Annotated in this window: 14 protein-coding genes and 1 riboswitch; of the genes, 5 read left to right on the top strand and 9 right to left on the bottom strand. The window is 42.8% G+C overall.

Going from position 1 to position 20,395, the window contains the following annotated elements; all coding sequences use genetic code 11:
- The first annotated feature begins 138 nt into the window (after positions 1 to 138).
- Positions 139 to 990 (top strand): DegV family protein, encoded by an 852-nt coding sequence (locus NST65_RS05380; RefSeq protein WP_024425073.1) that lies wholly within the window; start codon positions 139 to 141, stop codon positions 988 to 990.
- A gap of 47 nt (positions 991 to 1,037) precedes the next feature.
- Here NST65_RS05380 and NST65_RS05375 read toward each other — a convergent pair whose 3' ends face one another.
- From NST65_RS05375 to NST65_RS05365, 3 genes are all read right to left on the bottom strand, one after another.
- Positions 1,038 to 2,687 carry a methyl-accepting chemotaxis protein gene (locus NST65_RS05375; protein ID WP_111927211.1) on the bottom strand — a complete coding sequence of 550 codons (1,650 nt, stop codon included), beginning with the start codon at positions 2,685 to 2,687 and terminating at the stop codon, positions 1,038 to 1,040.
- Positions 2,684 to 3,661, bottom strand: a complete 978-nt coding sequence (locus tag NST65_RS05370; RefSeq protein WP_111927209.1) for a BMP family ABC transporter substrate-binding protein — start codon at positions 3,659 to 3,661, stop codon at positions 2,684 to 2,686. Before NST65_RS05370 ends, NST65_RS05375 begins: the two co-directional genes overlap by 4 nt.
- Before the next feature lie 145 nt (positions 3,662 to 3,806).
- A complete protein-coding gene (locus NST65_RS05365) occupies positions 3,807 to 4,655 on the bottom strand; it encodes a S1 RNA-binding domain-containing protein (RefSeq protein ID WP_111927207.1) in 849 nt (282 codons plus the stop codon).
- Positions 4,656 to 4,880: 225 nt separating this feature from the next.
- Here NST65_RS05365 and NST65_RS05360 point away from each other — a divergent pair, with 225 nt between their 5' ends.
- The 4 genes from NST65_RS05360 (at position 4,881) to NST65_RS05345 (ending at position 11,896) form a co-directional block, all read left to right on the top strand.
- Positions 4,881 to 5,372 carry a YajQ family cyclic di-GMP-binding protein gene (locus tag NST65_RS05360; protein ID WP_012009527.1) on the top strand — a complete coding sequence of 164 codons (492 nt, stop codon included), beginning with the start codon at positions 4,881 to 4,883 and terminating at the stop codon, positions 5,370 to 5,372.
- Positions 5,373 to 5,453: 81 nt separating this feature from the next.
- Positions 5,454 to 5,572, top strand: a riboswitch (SAM riboswitch).
- A 78-nt stretch (positions 5,573 to 5,650) separates the two neighbouring features.
- Positions 5,651 to 7,492 carry a bifunctional homocysteine S-methyltransferase/methylenetetrahydrofolate reductase gene (locus tag NST65_RS05355; RefSeq protein ID WP_111927205.1) on the top strand — a complete coding sequence of 614 codons (1,842 nt, stop codon included), beginning with the start codon at positions 5,651 to 5,653 and terminating at the stop codon, positions 7,490 to 7,492.
- Positions 7,476 to 10,904: a methionine synthase gene (gene metH / locus NST65_RS05350; RefSeq protein WP_111927203.1), complete on the top strand. Its 3,429-nt coding sequence runs from the start codon at positions 7,476 to 7,478 to the stop codon at positions 10,902 to 10,904. Before NST65_RS05355 ends, metH begins: the two co-directional genes overlap by 17 nt.
- A gap of 134 nt (positions 10,905 to 11,038) precedes the next feature.
- The gene (locus NST65_RS05345) at positions 11,039 to 11,896 is read left to right on the top strand and encodes a GNAT family N-acetyltransferase (protein WP_070325692.1); all 858 of its coding nucleotides are present in this window, start codon (positions 11,039 to 11,041) and stop codon (positions 11,894 to 11,896) included.
- 43 nt (positions 11,897 to 11,939) lie between these two features.
- Here the strand turns inward: NST65_RS05345 and NST65_RS05340 are convergent, their stop codons facing one another.
- Genes NST65_RS05340 through NST65_RS05315 form a run of 6 tightly spaced genes read right to left on the bottom strand, consistent with a single transcriptional unit; the run spans position 11,940 to position 20,241 of the window.
- A complete protein-coding gene (locus NST65_RS05340) occupies positions 11,940 to 13,754 on the bottom strand; it encodes an IucA/IucC family siderophore biosynthesis protein (RefSeq protein WP_111927201.1) in 1,815 nt (604 codons plus the stop codon).
- A 13-nt stretch (positions 13,755 to 13,767) separates the two neighbouring features.
- A complete protein-coding gene (locus tag NST65_RS05335) occupies positions 13,768 to 15,117 on the bottom strand; it encodes a lysine N(6)-hydroxylase/L-ornithine N(5)-oxygenase family protein (RefSeq protein WP_111927199.1) in 1,350 nt (449 codons plus the stop codon).
- A complete protein-coding gene (locus NST65_RS05330; protein WP_024426511.1) occupies positions 15,092 to 15,646 on the bottom strand; it encodes a GNAT family N-acetyltransferase in 555 nt (184 codons plus the stop codon). The genes NST65_RS05335 and NST65_RS05330 overlap by 26 nt, the downstream gene beginning before the upstream one ends.
- Positions 15,643 to 17,424, bottom strand: a complete 1,782-nt coding sequence (locus tag NST65_RS05325; protein ID WP_111927197.1) for an IucA/IucC family protein — start codon at positions 17,422 to 17,424, stop codon at positions 15,643 to 15,645. The genes NST65_RS05330 and NST65_RS05325 overlap by 4 nt, the downstream gene beginning before the upstream one ends.
- Complete coding sequence (locus tag NST65_RS05320) at positions 17,421 to 18,908, bottom strand: aspartate aminotransferase family protein (RefSeq protein WP_111927195.1); 1,488 nt, start codon at positions 18,906 to 18,908, stop codon at positions 17,421 to 17,423. The genes NST65_RS05325 and NST65_RS05320 overlap by 4 nt, the downstream gene beginning before the upstream one ends.
- A complete protein-coding gene (locus tag NST65_RS05315) occupies positions 18,895 to 20,241 on the bottom strand; it encodes an aspartate aminotransferase family protein (protein WP_034282119.1) in 1,347 nt (448 codons plus the stop codon). Before NST65_RS05315 ends, NST65_RS05320 begins: the two co-directional genes overlap by 14 nt.
- Positions 20,242 to 20,395 lie beyond the last annotated feature (154 nt).

Raw genomic sequence — 20,395 nt, 5'->3', positions numbered from 1 at the left:
TTGTCATTCCTCCACTTACCATTCTCTCTATGGTTTTCCCTAAAATTTAGAATTTGAACACGAAAAGATGATTTCTATGATATAGTTAGGCTAAAAAGATGTAAAATATGGCTTATTTTTTAGAAAGAAGGGATTTATATGACTGTTCATATCATAGCAGACAGTGCTGCTGATCTGCCTCTTTCTTATTATGATGAACATAACATAACGCTCATTCCGCTCCGCGTATTGCTTGGCGAGCAGGAATTTGAGGATTTGATCACCATTGAACCAAAACAAGTATTTGATGCGATGAGACAAGGAGCCAGTCCAAAAACGTCACAGGCTTCACCAAACCGGATCAAGGAAACCTTTGTTTCTGCCGCTCAAACCCATACATCTGCTATCTATGTCGCTTTTTCATCAGAGCTTTCAGGTACATACCAGACAGCTGTGATGATGGCAAACGAAGTGAAGGAAGAATACCCTGATTTTGATTTACGAATCATTGATTCTAAATGCGCTTCACTCGGCTATGGGCTTGCTGTCAAACACGCTCAATCACTTGCCATTGACGGAAATACAATACAAGAAATTGAAACGTCTGTAAAGCATTTTTGTGAATCTTTACAACATATTTTTACTGTAGACGATTTATCGTATTTAGCAAGGGGCGGAAGAATCAGTAAAGCGTCCGCATTTGTTGGCGGTTTGTTAAGTATTAAGCCCATTTTACATGTCGAAGATGGAAAACTCATCCCGCTTGAAAAAATCCGAGGACGTAAAAAACTGCTGAAACGCATTATTGAACTAATGAAAGAACGCGGAACGGATTGGTCGAACCAAACGGTCGGTATTAGTCATGGTGATGATCCTGCACTGGCGGAAGACATGAAACAGCTGATCGAAGCCGAATTTCATCCAAAGGAAATTGATATTCAAATCATCGGTGCCGCTGTTGGGTCCCATTCAGGGCCTAGCACGCTTGCGATCTTTTTTACAGGCAAATGATCATAAAAAGCACCCTTCCCTGACACAACACGGGAAGGGTGCTTTTCTTATGAAAGTTTAAATCGCTGGACGGTTTCATTTAACCTCGCCGTCATACTCATCAATTCTTCGACCTGTTTGTTCATTTGATGGAACGATTGCAGCTGTTCATTGGCTGAGGCAGAAATTTCTTCGCTGCCAGCTGCTGTTTCTTCTACAACTGCACTAATATTTTCAATCGAGTGCAGCACTTGTCCGCCAAGTTCTGTTGATTGCATAATTTGGTCATTTAAGACCGCCATTTCTTGTTTAATATGCTGCGCTTTTGTTTCTATATCTTCAAAGGAGTGTGAGGTTTTGTCCATCGCATCCTGCTGCTGAAGTGAAAGTTTGACCCCTTCTTGAACAGTTTGACTAATGGATTGAATGCCTCTTTCAATATGACTGACCATGTCAAAGATTTGTCTTGTTGCATTAGACGATTCATCAGCAAGCTTGCGAATTTCATCTGCTACAACGGCAAAGCCTTTTCCAGCTTCGCCTGCTCTTGCCGCTTCAATGGCTGCGTTTAAGGAAAGCAGGTTTGTTTGGTCCGCAATGTCAGAAACCGTTTTGGCCATGGCCGAGATTCCGCTGGCGTATTGCGTAAATTCTCCTGCTGATTCTTCGATTTGTCTCGTGGCATGTGTATTTTTTTCAATCGCTGTTTTTGTTTCTGTTAACGTGTGCTTTCCGCTTTCTACGGCTTCGATGGCATCCTCTGTACTGCGGATGACCGTTTGCGAGCGTTCTGAATTTTTACGTCCATGCTGGTCCATTTTCTCAATCAAGCTGACGCCGTGCTGGAGATCTTCTGAAATCGCTTGTGACCCATTGGCCATTTCGTCTGTCGAAACAGATACTTGATTCGCAGACTCCATCATCTTTTTGTTTTCATCATTCAGGTGGATCGAGAATGTCTCTACTCGGCTTGAGACATTGCTGATTTCTTTAATCAGACTAATCAGCTGATCTGTCATTTGATTAAAGGATTCATTCAAGCCGCCGATTTCATCCTTGCGCTGAATATCCATCCGCTCCACAGCAAGATTGCCTTCTGCGATCTGCTTTGCTCTGTAGGATAGTGATTTGATGGGTGTCACGATGGATCGCGTTAATCCAATATTCAAAAAGACAGCAATGACAATCAGTGTGAGTGCTGAGACGAGTGCACTTGTGATAATCCATTGGACATTGTCTGCTGCAGCCTCTAGATTTTGTTTATACGCTTCTTCTGCCCTTTTATTCATCGTATGCACATCGTTTAAAACGCCATCAATTCTTGCTGCCACACGTCTTGCATCCGATGCGTTTTTTTCACCAATGGCGTTGTTTGCTTCCTTGGTCCACGTGTCAAATTTTGAATTTAACCTTGTTAATGCCTCTTTGTTCATATTTCCTGTATGTTTGTTTAGCGTTTGCAGCTGCTTTTTTGCTGTAGAAATATCGTTTTGAACGATCTCTAGCTGTTCATCTGAGAGTGTCATCGAATAATTGGTCATGGCTTGCTCGACACTTTCAAAGCTTGCCTTCGTTTTTTGTACGTTTAATAAGGTTTGCACATCTGTCTCATTTGATGATTGGATCTTTGTCATGCTGACAATGATAAAGGCGATGACGCCAACTGCTAAAAGAAGTGAAATAAGTGAGTTAAGTAAAATTTTGACGCGTAAGCTCATGATGCGTCCCCCTCTTCTTTTAGAAGCGTCTGCTTCAGACCATTTAATTTTTTGGTCAGTGTCTCAGCATTTTTCAGGATCCGGATTTTTGCCATATCGATTCCATCATTGCTTAAGTCATAGACAACATGACCGCTTTTCATTTGATTGTTCTTGACGAGCTGTTCACTGAATTGATAGACCACTTCATCGACTTTTTTCACCATAGACGAAATGACCGCTTTTTCAGCAGTATAGTACTGATCGCTGTCTACACCAATGGCATATTTACCCTGCGCCTGCGCTTCTTTTAATACACCGACACCTGTATAACCGGCTGCGGCATATAAAACGTCTGTTTTCTTTTTGATCATGTCTTTGGCTATTTTACTACCCTTGCCTGCATCACTAAACGTACCGGCATAGGTGGATAAGATCTTGATTTTCGGATTGACTGATTTGGCGCCTTTTTGAAATCCTTTTTCAAAACGATGAATGACATCTGCGTCAACACCGCCAACAAATCCAATGACATCGCTTTTCGTTGTCATCGCAGCAAGTGCTCCCGCTAAATAGCTGCCTTGCTCTTCTTTAAACGTCACAGAGGTCACATTTTTCAGCTCAGATACAGCATCGATCAAAAGGAACTGCTTCTTCGGATATTTCTTTGCGACTTTTTCCAGGTCTTCTTGCATACTGAAACCTACACCAATGATGAGATCATTTCCATCTTTCACTAGCTCTGTCAGCCCTTTTTCATATGTATCAGTTTCTGCAATTTCTCTATAATCAAATTCAATGCCAAGCTCATCACGTGCTTTTTCTAATCCTTTAAATGATGAATCGTTAAATGATTGATCACCAAGACCATCATCTGTGAGCATAACGCCAATATGCTTCGCAGTTGATTTTGGCGCCCCCTCCTGTTGATTACCGCATGCGGCGAGCACCATAAGCATGGCTGCCATCAGAAGTAATGAAATCTTCACTTTCATCCAAAAACACACTCCTTTTATCATCCTTACTCCTTTTTTATCGGATTTGAGAGGCGTTGTTTCAATGATTAGTGAAGGTTTTTCATGACTTTTTTCACAGAAAAAATCCATTATTTAAGACAAAAATAAAAAAGTGAGCAAATGCTCACTTTTTCTCGTATGTCCAGCCTTCTTTTTGGTAAACTAAATCATTTTTCATGAGATGACCTAGTGCTCGTTTAAAGGCTGCCTTGCTCATTTGAAATCTTTCGCGGATATCCTCTGGATCACTTTTGTCCCCATAAGGCATGGCGCCGTTTCTTGTTCTCATATAGGTTAAAATTCCTTCTGCATCGACAGATAGTGCATCCTGTTTTCTAGGAAGCAGAGAAACGTTCACCGTTCCGTCCTCTTTCACTGCAATGACGCGTCCTGTCACGGTCGATCCTAATCGTGGCTCTTCCTTTCGTTCCGTGCGGTGAATAAACCCACGCACGCCTGTATCTGTCAGCATAAAAGAACCTGTCGCAATTAAACGATAGATTGTTCCAGTGATTTCTTTGTTCATTAAGGTTTCTGGTGCCTCTGTGAACAATTCACTGATCACGTCTTCTGTGGCTGGTTTTGCGAACATTCTGCCGTAGCTTGTGACTTTCAGCATACAGTAGAGTTTGTCTCCTTTTTTCGGCCATGCTTCCTCAAAAGGCGGGAGGTGTTCTGTTGCAACAAGTGCATCCTTTGACAGCCCAACATCAACAAATGCGCCCATGTCTTCTACCACGTCCACGACTTCTACCCAGTCGTATGTATGTGCGTTAATTGTAGGTATTTTCATCGTGGCAGCGAGTCTTTCTTCATGATCTACATATAAGTAGACCTCTACTTCATCTCGGTCACCAATATCTTCTGTCATTTCACTGCGGTGTAAGAGGACCGAATCTTCACCGTCTGTCAAAAAGTAGCCGTATTCCATTTCATTCTCTATTTGCAAGGTCAGTTGCTCACCTGGTCTCATGTTCTCTTCCTTCCTATCTGCCCATAAAAGAGCGTTCGTTCATCTTTTGATTCACTCTATTCTACTATACTTCTTCCTGCATGAACATCTCTAGTTCTGTTAGCTAAAGTGGACAAACTGGACACGATTTATACGGCTGGCGGCTTTACTCTTTGATAAAGTTTTCTTCTTCTGCTATTTGCATGATAAAATAGACGCAATATCTAAACTTGGAGGTCATGTGTGATGGCAAAAGAAAGCTCATTTGACATTGTATCGAAGGTTGAACTGCCTGAAGTGCAAAACGCTGTTCAAGCAGCACTGAAAGAAATTAAAAACCGTTATGATTTTAAAGGAAGTAAAAGTGATATTTCTCTCGAAAAAGAAGAGCTTGTCCTCATTTCTGATGATGACTTCAAACTTGAGCAGCTAAAAGATGTGCTTGTGACAAAGCTGATCAAACGAAATGTTCCAACTAAAAACATCGATTACGGAAAAACTGAGCATGCCCTAGGCGGTACAGTACGCCAGCGTGCGAAGCTGATCAGCGGGATTGATCAAGACAACGCCAAAAAGATCAACGCGCTTATCAAGCAGTCTGGCATCAAAGTGAAATCACAATTTCAGGATGACCAAGTGCGTGTGACAGGGAAAAATAAAGATGATTTACAAGAGGTGATTTCTCTTATGCGCAAGGCTGATTTACCGATTGATGTCCAGTTTATAAATTTTCGATAAATTTCAAATTTTCCATTGATTATTTCTGCATTTTTCGTTACAGTTGATGGAAGTTCAATTCATTGACATGTTCATATTGCTTTCTTATCAAGAGAGGCAGAGGGACTGGCCCTGTGAAGCCTCAGCAACCGGTGTAGTAGAAATCTATTTTCTATGACCAAGGTGCTAAATCCAGCAAGCAACTGCTTGGAAGATAAGGAGAAGAATTACGATACAGCCAAAAAGTCTTCTTCTTATCAGAAGGCTTTTTTTGTTACATAGAAATAAGGAGGAATACAATGGGCCTATTACAAGACTTACAAAACCGCGTACTGATAGCTGACGGAGCGATGGGAACACTTTTATACTCTTACGGCATTGACCGCTGCTTTGAAGAATTAAATTTATCGAAAGAGGATGAAGTGAAACGCGTGCACGAAGCATATGTGCAGGCAGGCGCTGACATCATCCAAACGAACACATACGGTGCGAATTATATTAAACTATCCCGCTACGGCTTAGAGGAAGAAACGAAACGCATCAATACAAAAGCGGTACAAATTGCAAAAGCAGCCGCAGGCTCTGCTTATGTACTCGGAACAATTGGCGGCATTCGAACGTTTAACAAAAATGCCTACTCTATAGAAGAAATCAAACGAAGCTTTAGAGAGCAGCTGTACATCCTATTAAATGAAGAGCCTGACGGATTATTGCTTGAAACATATTATGATATAGAAGAAGCGAAGGCTGTTCTCCAAATTGCCCGCAAAGAAACGACTCTTCCGATTGTCATGAACGTCTCTATGCATGAACAAGGCGTTTTGCAGGATGGTACCCCGCTGAAGGATGGTTTATCTGAGTTATCATCTCTTGGTGCAGATGTTGTCGGCATCAACTGCCGGCTGGGCCCTTATCACATGATTCAGGCACTCGAAGGCGTTCCACTTTTGGAAAATTCGCATTTATCTGTCTATCCTAACAGCAGTCTCCCCTCTCTTGAAGCAGGCAGACTCGTCTATGATACCGATAACGATTATTTCCGAAAAAGTGCACTTGAATTTAGAAATCAGGGCGCACGTATTATCGGAGGCTGCTGCGGAACAACACCTCAGCATATTAGCGCAATGGCTGAAGCGGTCAAAGATTTAGCACCTATCACTGAAAAAGAAGTGAAAGTGTTAAAAGAAGAAATCATTTCAATCCAAGATCAGCGCACTGAGCCAGGTCTTGATGAGCTGGCTGTGAAAAAACGATCGATTATCGTAGAGCTTGATCCGCCGAAGAAGCTGAACTTCGAAAAATTTCTCGTTGCTGCAAATGAATTAAAGGATGCTGGCATTGATGCATTGACGTTAGCCGATAATTCTCTTGCGACTCCGCGCATTAGCAATGTCGCTTGCGGCGCATTATTAAAGCAGCAGCTCGATATGCGTTCTCTTGTTCATATCACATGCCGCGACCGTAATTTGATTGGGCTTCAATCTCATTTAATGGGGCTCGACACCCTTGGATTAACCGATATTTTAGCGATCACAGGCGATCCATCTAAAATTGGAGACTTCCCAGGTGCAACATCTGTGTATGATTTAACCTCCTTTGATTTGATTCGTCTCATCAAACAGTTTAACGAAGGCCTTTCTTTCTCAGGAAAGCCCCTTGGCAAAAAGACCAATTTTTCAGTGGCTGGCGCGTTTAACCCAAATGTGCGCCATATTGATAAAGCGGTGAAACGTCTTGAGAAAAAAATCGAATACGGTGCTGATTATTTTATTTCACAGCCTGTTTATTCTGAGGAACAGCTTGTGAAAATTCATGAGGAAAGCCGCCACTTGGATAAACCGATTTATATCGGCATTATGCCGTTAACAAGCAGCCGAAATGCAGAGTTTATTCATCACGAAATTCCAGGCATCAAATTATCTGATTCTATTCGTGACATTATGGCCAAAGCTGGCGAGGATAAAGAAAAGCAGCGAGCAGAAGGCTTAGCGATTGCCCGCTCTTTATTAGATACAGCCTGCGAATTGTTTAATGGCATTTATTTAATTACTCCTTTCCTTCGATCAGATTTAACAGCAGAACTGACCAACTACATCCATCAGAAAGAAAAGGAGTCTAACGTCCATGTCAACTATCACTGAACAGCTCAAAAAACGCATCCTCGTGCTTGATGGGGCAATGGGCACAATGATTCAAAACGCCAACCTGACAGCAGAGGACTTTGGCGGAGAAGAGTATGAGGGCTGTAACGAGTATTTGAATGTGACAGCCCCTCACATCATCTCTAAGATCCATAGGGAGTACCTCGAAGCAAATGCTGACCTCATTGAAACAAATACGTTCGGCGCGACAGAGCTCGTCCTTGATGAATATGGGCTTGGCCATCTTGCCTATGAACTCAATGTTCGAGCTGCGCAGCTGGCTAAGGCTGAAGCAGACCGTTTCTCTACACCGGAGCAGCCTCGTTTTGTTGTAGGCGCAATGGGCCCGACAACGAAAACATTATCTGTAACAGGCGGCACAACCTTTAGTGAGCTCGTCAGAAACTATGAAGAACAGGCCCGCGCTCTGATTGACGGTAAGTGTGATGCCCTTCTTTTAGAAACAAGCCAAGATATGCTGAATGTAAAAGCTGGATTCAAAGGGATTCAAGAAGCCTTTCAGCAGACGGGCATTCAATTACCACTCATGGTATCAGGAACGATTGAACCGATGGGCACCACCCTTGCTGGCCAGGATATTGAAGCCTTTTATATCTCTCTTGAGCATATGAAACCCATCAGTGTGGGCCTTAACTGTGCGACTGGTCCAGAATTTATGACAGACCACATCCGCACGCTCTCCTCCATCGCAAAGTCAGCGGTGAGCTGCTATCCGAATGCTGGTCTCCCAGATGAAGAAGGCCAATATCATGAATCCCCTGCCTCTCTTGCGAAGAAAATCGCCGCCTTTGCTAAGGAAGGCTGGTTAAATATCGTCGGCGGCTGCTGCGGGACTACACCTGCGCATATTCAAGCATTGTCAGATGAAGTACGCACGCTTCAGCCGCGTCGTATCAATTGCGAATCACCGCAGCATACCGTATCAGGAATTGAGCCCCTTATTTATGAGGATTCGATGCGTCCTCTTTTTGTAGGCGAACGGACCAATGTCATTGGTTCTCGCAAATTCAAACGGCTCATTGCGGAACAAAAGTTTGAAGAAGCAGCAGAAATTGCTCGTGCTCAAGTGAAAAATGGCGCTCACGTCGTTGATGTGTGTCTCGCCGACCCAGACCGTGATGAGGCAGCAGACATGGAAGGCTTTTTACAAGAAGCCATGAAAAAGGTGAAAGCCCCTTTTGTCATTGATTCAACGGATAAACACGTGATTGAAAAGGCACTCACCTATTCTCAAGGGAAAGCCATCATCAATTCCATCAACCTTGAGGATGGCGAGGAACGCTTTGAAGAGATTCTTCCTCTTGTGAAGCTATATGGCGGTGCACTTGTTGTTGGCACGATTGATGAAATAGGAATGGCCGTGACAGCAGAACGAAAGCTTGAAATTGCTGTACGTTCTCACGATTTGCTAACGAGGAAGTATGGAATTCCCGCAAGTGACATCATTTTTGATCCGCTTGTCTTTCCCGTAGGCACTGGAGACGAGCAATATATTGGCGCCGCTGAAGAAACAATCAAAGGCATTAAAATGATCAAGGAAACCCTGCCTGAGTGCCTCACTATTTTAGGCATCAGCAACGTATCTTTCGGACTTCCGCCTGTTGGCAGAGAAATCTTAAATGCCGTCTATTTGTATCACTGCGTGCAAGCAGGGCTTGACTATGCCATTGTCAATACAGAAAAGCTTGAACGCTTTGCTTCCATTCCAAAGGAAGAAATCAAACTAGCTGAAACCTTGCTTTATGAAACAAATGATCAAACACTAGCTGAATTCACCCAATTTTACCGCGGTAAAAAGAAAACGGAGAAAAAACCAAAGATCTCCTTATCACTTGATGAAAGGCTGGCGCTCTACGTCGTCGAGGGAACGAAAGAAGGTCTCATCGATGATCTAGCCCTTGCTTTGGAGCATTATGAATCGCCGCTTCATATCATCAATGGCCCGTTAATGCAGGGAATGGCTGAAGTTGGTCGTCTTTTTAATCAAAACGAACTGATCGTAGCCGAGGTGCTCCAATCGGCAGAGGTCATGAAAGCATCTGTTTCGTTTCTTGAGCAATATATGGAAAAGCAGCATGCAAGCGGGAAAGGAAAGATTCTTCTTGCGACTGTAAAAGGAGATGTCCATGATATCGGGAAAAACCTTGTCGACATCATTTTGAGCAATAATGGCTTTCAAGTGGTCGACCTCGGTATCAAGGTGACACCTCAAACATTGATTGAAGCTGTGCAAAAGGAAAAACCAGATATGATTGGATTATCAGGCTTACTTGTAAAGTCCGCACAGCAAATGGTACTAACCGCTCAGGATTTACAAAAAGCAAACATTTCTGTTCCTATTTTGGTCGGCGGTGCTGCCCTTTCTCGTAAATTTACAAAAATGAAAATTTCGCCTCATTATGATGGGCCTGTTCTTTATGCAAAAGATGCTATGGACGGACTGTCATTAGCCAATGAGTTAAAAGCAAATCCACTGCAATTTCAAACAAAGCCGCCAGAAGAGCCAGCGGCACCTATCAAGGAGAAAGAAGGAAAGCAGCCGAAAGCTGTCATTGAATTACTAGAAAAACGCGCATCTCTCCCGCAAGCACCGGTATTTACACCAGAAAATACCACACGCCATTATGTGAGGGACATCGATTTGCATCATATTATGCCATATGTGAATGAACAAATGCTCATTGGTCATCATCTCGGTTTAAAGGGAAAGGTCAAAACCTTATTAGCTGAACAGCACCCAAAAGCATTGGAATTAAAACAGCTTGTCACAGATCTTCTAAACGTAGGCAGAGAGAAAAACTGGTTTGCGCCAGCATTTGTGTATCAATTCTTCCCTGCCAGTTCAGACGGAAATGATTTGCATATTTATGATCCTGAAGAACCTGACCGCATCATTGAAACGTTCCAATTTCCAAGGCAGGAGAAGCTCCCGTACCGCTCTATTTCTGATTATGTACGGAAAAGTGATGAAAACGAGAAAGATTATATTGCCTTATTCGCCGTCACAGCCGGCGCGCGTATACGTGAAGTCGCGCAGCAATTTAAGCAGGAAGGAGATTATTTAAAAATGCATGCTGTCCAAGCTCTGGCACTTGAACTTGCAGAAGGATTGGCTGAAAGAACTCACCAAGTGATTCGTGACAAATGGGGATTCCCTGACCCAGTCGATTTTACAATGGAAAAGCGATTCCAAGCGAAATATCAAGGGCAGCGCTATTCCTTTGGTTATCCAGCGTGTCCAAATCTTGAGGACCAGGAAAAGCTATTCAAGCTGCTTCAGCCTGAAAAAATCGGCATCCATCTGACAGAAGGATTCATGATGGAACCTGAAGCATCTGTTTCTGCGATCGTCGTTTCCCACCCTGAAGCTCGATATTTTAATGTTCATTAAGACTAGAACCTCCGTCATTGGGGGTTCTTTTTTCATACACGCTGAGAGGAAAAGGATCTTCCTTTTCCTTTTTCTTATGTCTTCATATGGTACGATACATATAGATGAAATCAGCTAAGAAGGAGTTGCGTGTATTGGAAAACGTTGTACAACGAACTTTAACACTTGATGACATACCCGATCTTATCGCATTGTCAAAAGAGGTCGACTGGCCTGATTACAATGAGGATGAGCTTACATCTCTTTTAACAAACGGATATTTTACAGGTTTTTCAACAACAGATGGACAAGTGATCTCATGTGCGGGACTTTTCCAATATGATAAAGCAGCATCAATTGGTGCCGTTATTGTATCTGAGACGCATCGCGGCTTAGGCCTTGCGCGGAAAATGATTGACACCCTGCTTCGCCGGAGCGATCAAAGTGTTCCTGTCGTTTTAACTGCTACTGTACAAGGACAGCCCGTTTACGAAAAAATCGGATTTCAAACGGCCGGCTATATTCATACATACAAAGCACAGACTACGAATCCATCGGCTTTTCGTGTGTCAGGCGGGATTCACCTTTCTCCTGCTGATGAAGCGGACCTTCCGTCTATTGAAGCACTTGACGAAAAAGGTGCAGGCACCAATCGATCAAGCTTTATAAGAAAGCGAATGGAACGAGCATCGTTCCGGCTGATCGCAAAGAATGAGCATCATGAAACAACTGGATTTGCATTTGGCATCGAAACCCCTGCTAATCTAATGATTGGACCGCTTACAGCAAACGATGAACAAACCGCTCTCTCGCTCATCCAATCACTCATCTCGTCTTATTCAGGGGCAATTCGTTTAGATATGCAGGAAGAAACTGCTGAACGCCTGCATGAAACACTTGTTGAAGCAGGATTTACGAAAACAAACGTAGCCCATTTTATGATGATTCGCGGGAAAGAAAAACTAAATGATCCCGCCCTTTTCTATTTTCTTGCCTCTCAAGCATTTTCTTAAAAAACAAACAAGCTGTAGACACTTAATGTCTACAGCTTTTCTATTACTTCTCCCCAACTGACGAAAGAACATGAGCGAGTGCATTTGTGACCTTCCCATGCTCTGATGCATGCGGGCGGTCATCTCCATCTCCATAGCCATAATCAATCATTCGATTACGATTTAAGCAAAGCTTTGTCAGCTTCGGCTGGAATAGATCAAATAATTCAAAACGGTCTTTTAGCTGCGGAAATTGCTTTTGATACTGCTGAATTTCTTCTGCAAGCAAACGCCAAAGAGTCGTTTCATCTAACAGATTGTGATTGTCTAATACGTTGGATACATAACGCAGATTGCAAATAAATAATCCTGTAAAGATAAATTGTACTAGACCTTCTGGCGGCTCACTGCGCAGCACTTCTTTTAAATCTTCTTCTAATGAAGCTAATTCAGGCAGCGGCTGGTCACTTATATTCACATCATCAACGAAATCTTTGATCGCCAAACGATGCGGCTGATGATTTTTTAACACAAGAATTGTATTTTGCCCATGCGGTGAAAAGACTGTGCCGTATTGATACATAAAGTGCAGCAGCGGCGGCATCACGACATGGAAGAACTTCGCCATCCATTCTTTTGCTGAGAGACCTGATTTTTCAATCAGCTGCTTGATATACGGCTCACCTTCATGATCCTCGTAAGTAAGTGCCGCAAGTGTAACAGGGCTCTCCCCTTCTTCTAAGTACGTATAAATGCTTTCTCTAAAAATGACACCGAGCATCTCAAGATATTGATACGGCGCACCAGGCAGTTTGCTGTAGTATGGATGATCGACATTGATACTTGCATTCTCACCTGGTAAAATGACGCGGCACACATCAGATAAAAATGAGTCTTGATCGGCAATCCCTTTAATATGCGCTGTAATGCGCGGGGCAATGACCGTACGTTCTGATGGGAGTCCACGGTACACGAGCGTATTTAAAATACTCATTGGCAGTTTAATATGATGCTTGTCTTTATTTGAGATATTTGTAAAGGTTCTGATCGACTGCTGCGGGATATATTGATCCAGCCCCTCTCCCAAATACACAATCCGGCGCAAGGCCAAATCTTCAGGGAAATGCTGAATAATCATATGCGTCCACTGCCACTGATGAACAGGCATCATATAATAGTCAGCTGCATTCAGTCCTTCATCCTTTAACACACGCTGAAATTGACGAATCGTGACTTCATCTAATTCTTTGGCGATCACCTGCTCATAGTTTTCATGATCGACTGCATGGAATGTCGCAAGCTCTCTATGTACAGCAATCCAAGACAGCTGCACACATTCCTGCCGTTCTGGTGCATAGGCTAAGTAATCATCGTAGCTGAATCCTATACGTCCTTTGTTATACACAATCCAAGGATGGCCTGTCATTTCTCCTTCAATCCATGCATAATCCGTATCTGTCAGTTCATCCGCACGAAGTGCTTTTTTCGACAGCACATGGACATCGGCTAACAAAGTATGGTGAAGCTCTTTGATAAGATGGCCTGTTGTGTCAGAGGACATTGGAATGATCGGCTGAATGTCTAGTAAAAACACAATAGCACTGACATCCTTTGACCATTTTCCATCTTGACAGCACTCAATTGATTCAGCGATTGTATCAAAACTATCAAACAACCGAGGTTTTGCTAGATAACGATATTTCTTATGTTCGTGAATGATTAATTCATACTGCGCGATGCCATCCTTACAATCCAGTTCTATAGGATGAAGCATGTCCTCATACATGTATTCAGACAGCATTTTTGCCACCATTCGCTGGTTTGCCTTTTTCCAAGCAGCAGGATTCACCGCTTTTTTCAATTCATCTTGTACACTCATCGCTTCATCCTCCTTATCCTTTGATTTCTTCAAATGTGTGTGCGTTCTTGTGTGTACCAAATGTCTGGAAGACGTGCTTTTGATAAAGTGGATACACGGTTTGACGAGCAAGTTCATTGATGATCACACTGTTTCGATAAGCCCCCAGTCCCAAATCTGGTGCGCCGACCCCATGTGTATGAAGCTCTGCATTTTGTACAAAAATATCATTTTCACCTATCGTATTTGTTTTCAAACGATATTCACGTTCAACTTGGAATCTCCCTTGATCATCCCATTGAATGTGATGAGAAATAGGATTGATAAATGGCGGCAGAACGGATTGATAGCCAGTCGCCAATACGACAATATCCGTCTCATGTGTAAAGGATTCTTCCTTGACCCATTGCGTGCATGAAAGTGATAACCCGCCCGCTGTTTCCTCAATCAAGTTGACCTCTGTCATGGCTTGAAGCACTGTGTTCAGCTGGTTTCCGCAGGCAGAACGTTCATAAAGCAAATGATAAATATCACGAATCATCGCCGAACTGATACCTTTATAAAGCAAGTCTTGCTGTTTTAATAACGCATCCTTTTTGGCTTGCGGAAGCTCATAAAAGAAATCAATATAGTCAGGGGAGAAATACTCAAGTCCAAGGTTTGAATATTCCATTGGGAAAAATCCTTTTGACCGTGTGAACCAGTGAATATCCTTTGCCTCATCATCTGATAAAATGTCATAAAACACTTCTGCCGCACTTTGACCAGAGCCGATAACTGTTACAGATTTCCCTTTGAAACAGCCTTCTTTCTTTCGTTTTAAATAGTCAGCTGAGTGAAAAACCTTCTCTCCTAAAGCTGGCTGGAGCGATGCGGGTATCGCCGGCTGCGTGCCAATTCCTAAGACGAGATGTTTGCTTTCAAACACCTCTACAGTTTGGTTCTTTACATGACGGACATGCACTTCATACCGCTTTTCCCCTGCCTTCTCGATCAGTGAGACAGATTCGACGTTCATGCCAAATCGGCAGGAATCTAACTGGTCAGCGACCCAGCGGCAATAATGACTGTATTCCTTGCGCGGGATATGGAAGTCTTCTAGAAAGTAAAATGAATACAAACGGTTTTGTTCCTGCAAATAGTTGAGAAAGCTATATTTGCTTTTCACATCTGCCATGCTGACAAGGTCCGCTAAAAAAGGGACTTGCAGTGTTGTCCCTTCAATGAGCATCCCTGGGTGCCAGTGAAAGGCTTCATTTCTTTCAAAAAACAAAGCGTCGATTTCATTTACCTCTTCAGATAATGCGGCAAGCCCGAGATTAAACGGGCCAATGCCGATCCCAATTACATCCACTATATTATTTTGCTTGTTGAACCGCGTCATGGTTATACTTCCTTTCGAATCGTTCTCGATCACAAAACATCAAAAGACCTGTTTTATCGGGTAAAGTGACTGGTTTCACACGTTCGAAGCCGCATTTTTCAAATACATGAATCATTTTTTCATTGCGAATATCCGGCTCAGCAACGATTTTTTCTGTTCGTTTGTTCTGCTCAAATTGAAATGCTGTCATTGCCTGAAGGAGCGGCGCAGCAAATCCTTTTCCCACATAATCCGGCTCCCCTATTAACAGGTGGATGCCTTGATCATGCGGAGAAGGCTCATAGTAGGATTCAATGATATCCCCTTTCACGTTGTAAGCCTCAAAATAACTCATTGGCGTCCCATCAATCGTGCCTAAATAAAGGGTTTGATGCGGATCATGTATGGCCTGATAAAAATGCTTTTCAAAAGCAGGAAATGGAATATTCAAATGCCAAAATGGGTGAACGTACTCTTCTTGCATCCACTTATGGACAAGCTGGACATCTCTTTCATATTCAGCACGAATAAACCTGATGCGATGCCTCATCCAATCAGCGCCTCCTTATGTAAAAAGAGCGGATTCAAGACAGCCGTGTAACGAGACTGTGTTTCCAGAGATCCTGTCAGCTCATCCATATCTTCAAATCGTGTCAACAAATTCGCTTTTGAAGGAAGTTCTTTTGAGCGGAGAAGGCTGTTAGTCAAATCAGATGCTCCGTACGTCTCCTCATGAGCGAGCAATGTATCTCTCACGAGTGCCAGCAAATCTTCTTCCTTTGCTAGACCTTCTGTGCCAAAGCCATTAATGAGACCAAATAAATGATTAAAGAAGAAATAATAACGGAGTCTCTCAACGGCTACATCATCCGCACAAATGGTTTCACTTCTTACGCTCAAGTTTTGAACTAGATTTGCGAGCTTATCTTTTTTTGATTCACTATAATAGTAGCCTTGGTTGTCACGATAATAGAAAGTCTCTGGATAACCATCCTTCATTTGCACAACAGCATTTTGCTGATGGGCCTCGAGTGCAAGACCATACGTTTCAAACAGCCAGAGCATCGGTTTTAACGAAATGGTCAAATATTGTTTAAACCAATCTTGGCTGACCGCTTCTGTTGACCGGCCTTCTGAATCTGCAAGTTTATGAATAATTCCTGCTAATCTCGATTTTCCTCCGTACGCATGATCCTGACATAGCCCAGCAATTAAGCTTGCGCCTCTTTCACGATGCAAGAATGGATTTTGACGAATGACCACTTCAAAGCCAGATTCCGCTTCATCTCCTCGAATAGAGAGATATGCAGGATCTTCAATGACACGGAATCCAGAGAATTTTTCATATAAAGAAACGCCTAATTCTGTTTTTAAGATGCGGGACATCTCTACTCCTCGATCCAGTTCCTTTTGTTTATTGATACGTAAAGAGTTCGTAATTTTCACAGGAACAGAGAATTTGAGCATGTAAGCAGAATCCTTTTGATAGACCGTTCTAAAGGATGAGGTCGCTGTGTATTCAGACCCGAGCGGTCCTAAATAAGTCAGTTTCCCCTCCTCTATATAACGCTTCACGAATGCCTTCTCCATGACCACTTTGACTTGCAGCGGATGAATCGGAATGAGCACAAATTCTCCGTTTTCTGTTAACCTATTCAGTCTCTCTGTTTCTTCTGGCACCTGACGCATAAGCTCTTCTAACATGAGGCTTGCCGCAGATTGTGAAATAGACGAATCCTGAAGCACAATCGAATGGTGCGCTTTAAAGTAATGAAGCTGGAAAGCTCCTTTCAGCTCAGGAGAATAGACGGCTTCCTCTTCTTCTGTCATCCCTTGTCTGCTTTTTGGTGTAGGATGTGTTAAATGTCCAAGGAGAAGTGACTGCTCAGCCTCGATGTACTCAAAATCAGCTTGAGATAAAGCAGCTTGATCACTTTCTCTCTCCCGTAAGAATCGTTCAATATTTCGGCAGCTTAAAATGATGCGCAGCATGAATTCATCCTCTGCATCAGTGCGGCCATATGCAATGAGAAGCTCCTTTGAACATAAAGCAACAAGTGTCGTGTAATCGACGATCGTTCCCTCTTTTTCGCTGCCACTTGGACGAAAGCGAATCGGAAAATCAAAGAGATGGCGGCCTACAGATGAAAAATATCGGATCGGAATCACAAGCTCAAGGTCTTGCTTTGCTAGTTTTGCCACGAATACAAGCGAACCATCTGCTTTCGTCTCTTTTTTTGCAGATCGATCGATTCCTGTTTCACGTAAAAAACAGTTTAAAAAGCTTTGCATAGTTGCATTTTCAGCCATTTGTTTATATTGACTCAACGTAGTACCCTCCCGGATTGAATATGAGCGATCCCGATATCAACGATGTCAGAAAGGATTTCCTCAATATGTGTGATTGTCGTTCTCGGATTTAACAAAGTGAATTTTAAGCATGTTTGACCATCCACCACTGTTTTCGCAATGACAGCAGTTCCTGATTTGAATAACGTTCGATGGATGATTTTATTGATGGCATCCGCCCCCTTAAATCGAAACACAACTGCATTGATTTCTGGCTCAGGATTGATCACGTCAAGGTGATCATTGCTCTCAATAAGCGCGGCCACATCCTTCGCAAAATCAATGGTATGGTCAATGATGTCACCAAACCCTTCCTCCCCAATCAGACGAAGAGAAAGAAGCAATTTCAGTGCGTCAAACCGGCGCGTCGTTTGCACAGATTTATGGACAAGATGTAGTATTCCATCCAGTTCATCTTCCTTTGGATTGAGATAATCTGCATGATAATGAATCAAACCAAAATGTCTTTTATCCTTCAGTAAAAATGCTCCGCAGGAGATCGGCTGATAAAATTGTTTATGAAAGTCAATCGTGATGGAATCAGCAAGTTCAATACCGTCTAATTTATTCCCGTAGGTTTCGCTTAATACAAGCGCTCCGCCGTAGGCAGCATCTGCGTGAATCCATAGACCGTATGGCTTGACGATGTCATACACATCTCGAACCGGGTCAATACTGCCAAAATCAGTTGTCCCGCAAGTCGCCACTACCGCAAAAGGCAGGAGATCTTGTTCCTTTAATTCAACAAGTTTCTTCTTCAAATCGTTGAGGTCCATGCGGTGATGCTCATCTGTCTCTACCAGAACAACTGCCTGCTCCCCTAAGCCTAGCTGGGATGCAGATTTCTTCACAGTGAAATGAGCATTCTTAGAACAAAGAATTCTCATGCGGTGAGCCTCACTCGGCAAGCCTTTCTGCTGAACATTCCATTGCCATGTGTTTTCACAAAATGCATCTCTTGCAAGAAGCAGTCCCATGTAGTTAGATTGGGTGCCACCGCTCGTAAATGTCCCATCTGCTAGATTTCCATAAGAAAACTTCGCACATAGCCACTTTAAAATTTCCTCCTCAACCAAAGATGCAATACCGCTTTGATCGAAGGAATCCATTGATTGGTTAAAGGAGCTCACTATCACCTCTGCGGCAAGTGCAGGGATAAGCGGCGGACAATGCAAATGTGCCAAGCATTTAGGATGCGATACATCAACGAGATGCGGCAAAAGGTGCTGCTGTATATCTTGAAAGACAGATTCCATTGATTCGCCAGACGGTTGAAGCTGAAATAAGGATTCGACACTAGCCGCTAATTTCCCAGGCAATATTCCGCTGTATGGACCTTGGTCTTTTTGCCACTGATCCAGTAAGCTGTCGATAGATGTATGAAGAGCCGCTCGGAAGGACTCTCTTCCAAGCTGGCTTTGATTGATAAATAATGAATCCACAGAAGCTTTAGTTGATTGCATCGTAAACGGCCTCTTTGAAAATAGCGATGACTTGTTCAAGCTGTTCTTCTGTCATGATCAATGGCGGTAAGAATCGAATGACGCTACCGAAACGGCCTCCTGTCTCTACAATTAAGCCTTTGTCGAAGCAATTCTTTTGAATGAGACTGGCTAGCTCAGGATTTGCTGGATAACTTCCATCCACATCCTGCTTCTCATTTGGATTGACTATTTCAGCACCAATCATTAATCCTCTTCCTCGAACATCACCAATAGCAGGTACATTTTTTTGAATGTCTTTTAGATAAGCCTGCATGCGATCCCCTAGCTGGTCTACATGATCAAGCAGATTGGTTTCTTTTATAAATTTAAGCGTAGCGGTTCCTGCAGCCATCGCCATTTGATTCCCTCTAAATGTGCCAATGTGTGCACCTGGATTCCATTGATCCAAATCTTGATCATAAATCACAACTGAAAGCGGCAGGCTTCCACCAATGGCTTTAGATAATACAATAACGTCTGGCACAATTCCCGCATGTTCAAAGGCAAACATCTTGCCTGTACGGCCAATGCCTGATTGAACCTCATCGATAATGAGCGGAATGCCTTTTTCTTTTGTGATTCTTCTCATTTCTTTTATCCATTCAATAGATGCTGGAATTGAACCTCCCTCACCTTGCACTGCTTCAAAGATCATACCTGCTGGCGGAAGAATACCACTTTCAGGATCATTTAATACACGCTCAATATAAGAGCTGGAAATGCGGTGTGAATCTTTCCCGCCAATGCCAAATGGGCAGCGATATTCATATGGATAAGGCATGAAATGCACATCTGGAATTAACCCTTGCACTCTTTCCTTTGGAGACAAATTTCCGCTTAATGACATCGTGCCATGTGTCGCACCGTGATAAGCACCGTGGAAAGAAAGAATGGAACGATTTCCTGTCGCTGTCTTGACTAATTTAATCGCAGCTTCTATGGCATCACCGCCAGTTGGTCCACAAAATTGAATTTTTGCTCTCTTTGCAAACTCTTCTGGCAGGTGAGAAAAAATTTCATTCACAAATTCTTCTTTAATTTCTGAGGTTATGTCCAACGTATGCAATGGTCTTTTTTCATGAAGCATACGTTCAATAGCTTCTATAACAACCGGATGATTGTGACCAAGTGCAAGTGTTCCTGCGCCTGCCAGACAGTCATAAAACTCTCTGCCATCTGCATCTGTCACGATCATACCCTCGGCTTTTTGCATGGCTAACGGGAACCGTCTCGGGTAAGACCTTGCATTAGATTCTCTTTGACTTTGCTGCTCTAAAAATTGCTGATTTTTAGAAACGGTTTTGATGGACATAATAAAACACTCCTCCAATTGATAAAGATTATCATTTTCATTTATTAGCCTAGAGGATGTGAGATAGGAAAGTCAATTGTATTCAAAAAGATGATTCAAAAAGCACATGAATGCAATATTCTCTTTTTAATGAGTATTTTCGAGTAATTTTTAC

This window comes from Bacillus sp. FSL P4-0248 (assembly GCF_038593305.1).
GTDB lineage: Bacteria > Bacillota > Bacilli > Bacillales > Bacillaceae > Bacillus > Bacillus safensis.
This window is presented reverse-complemented; position numbering and strand designations above follow the sequence as displayed.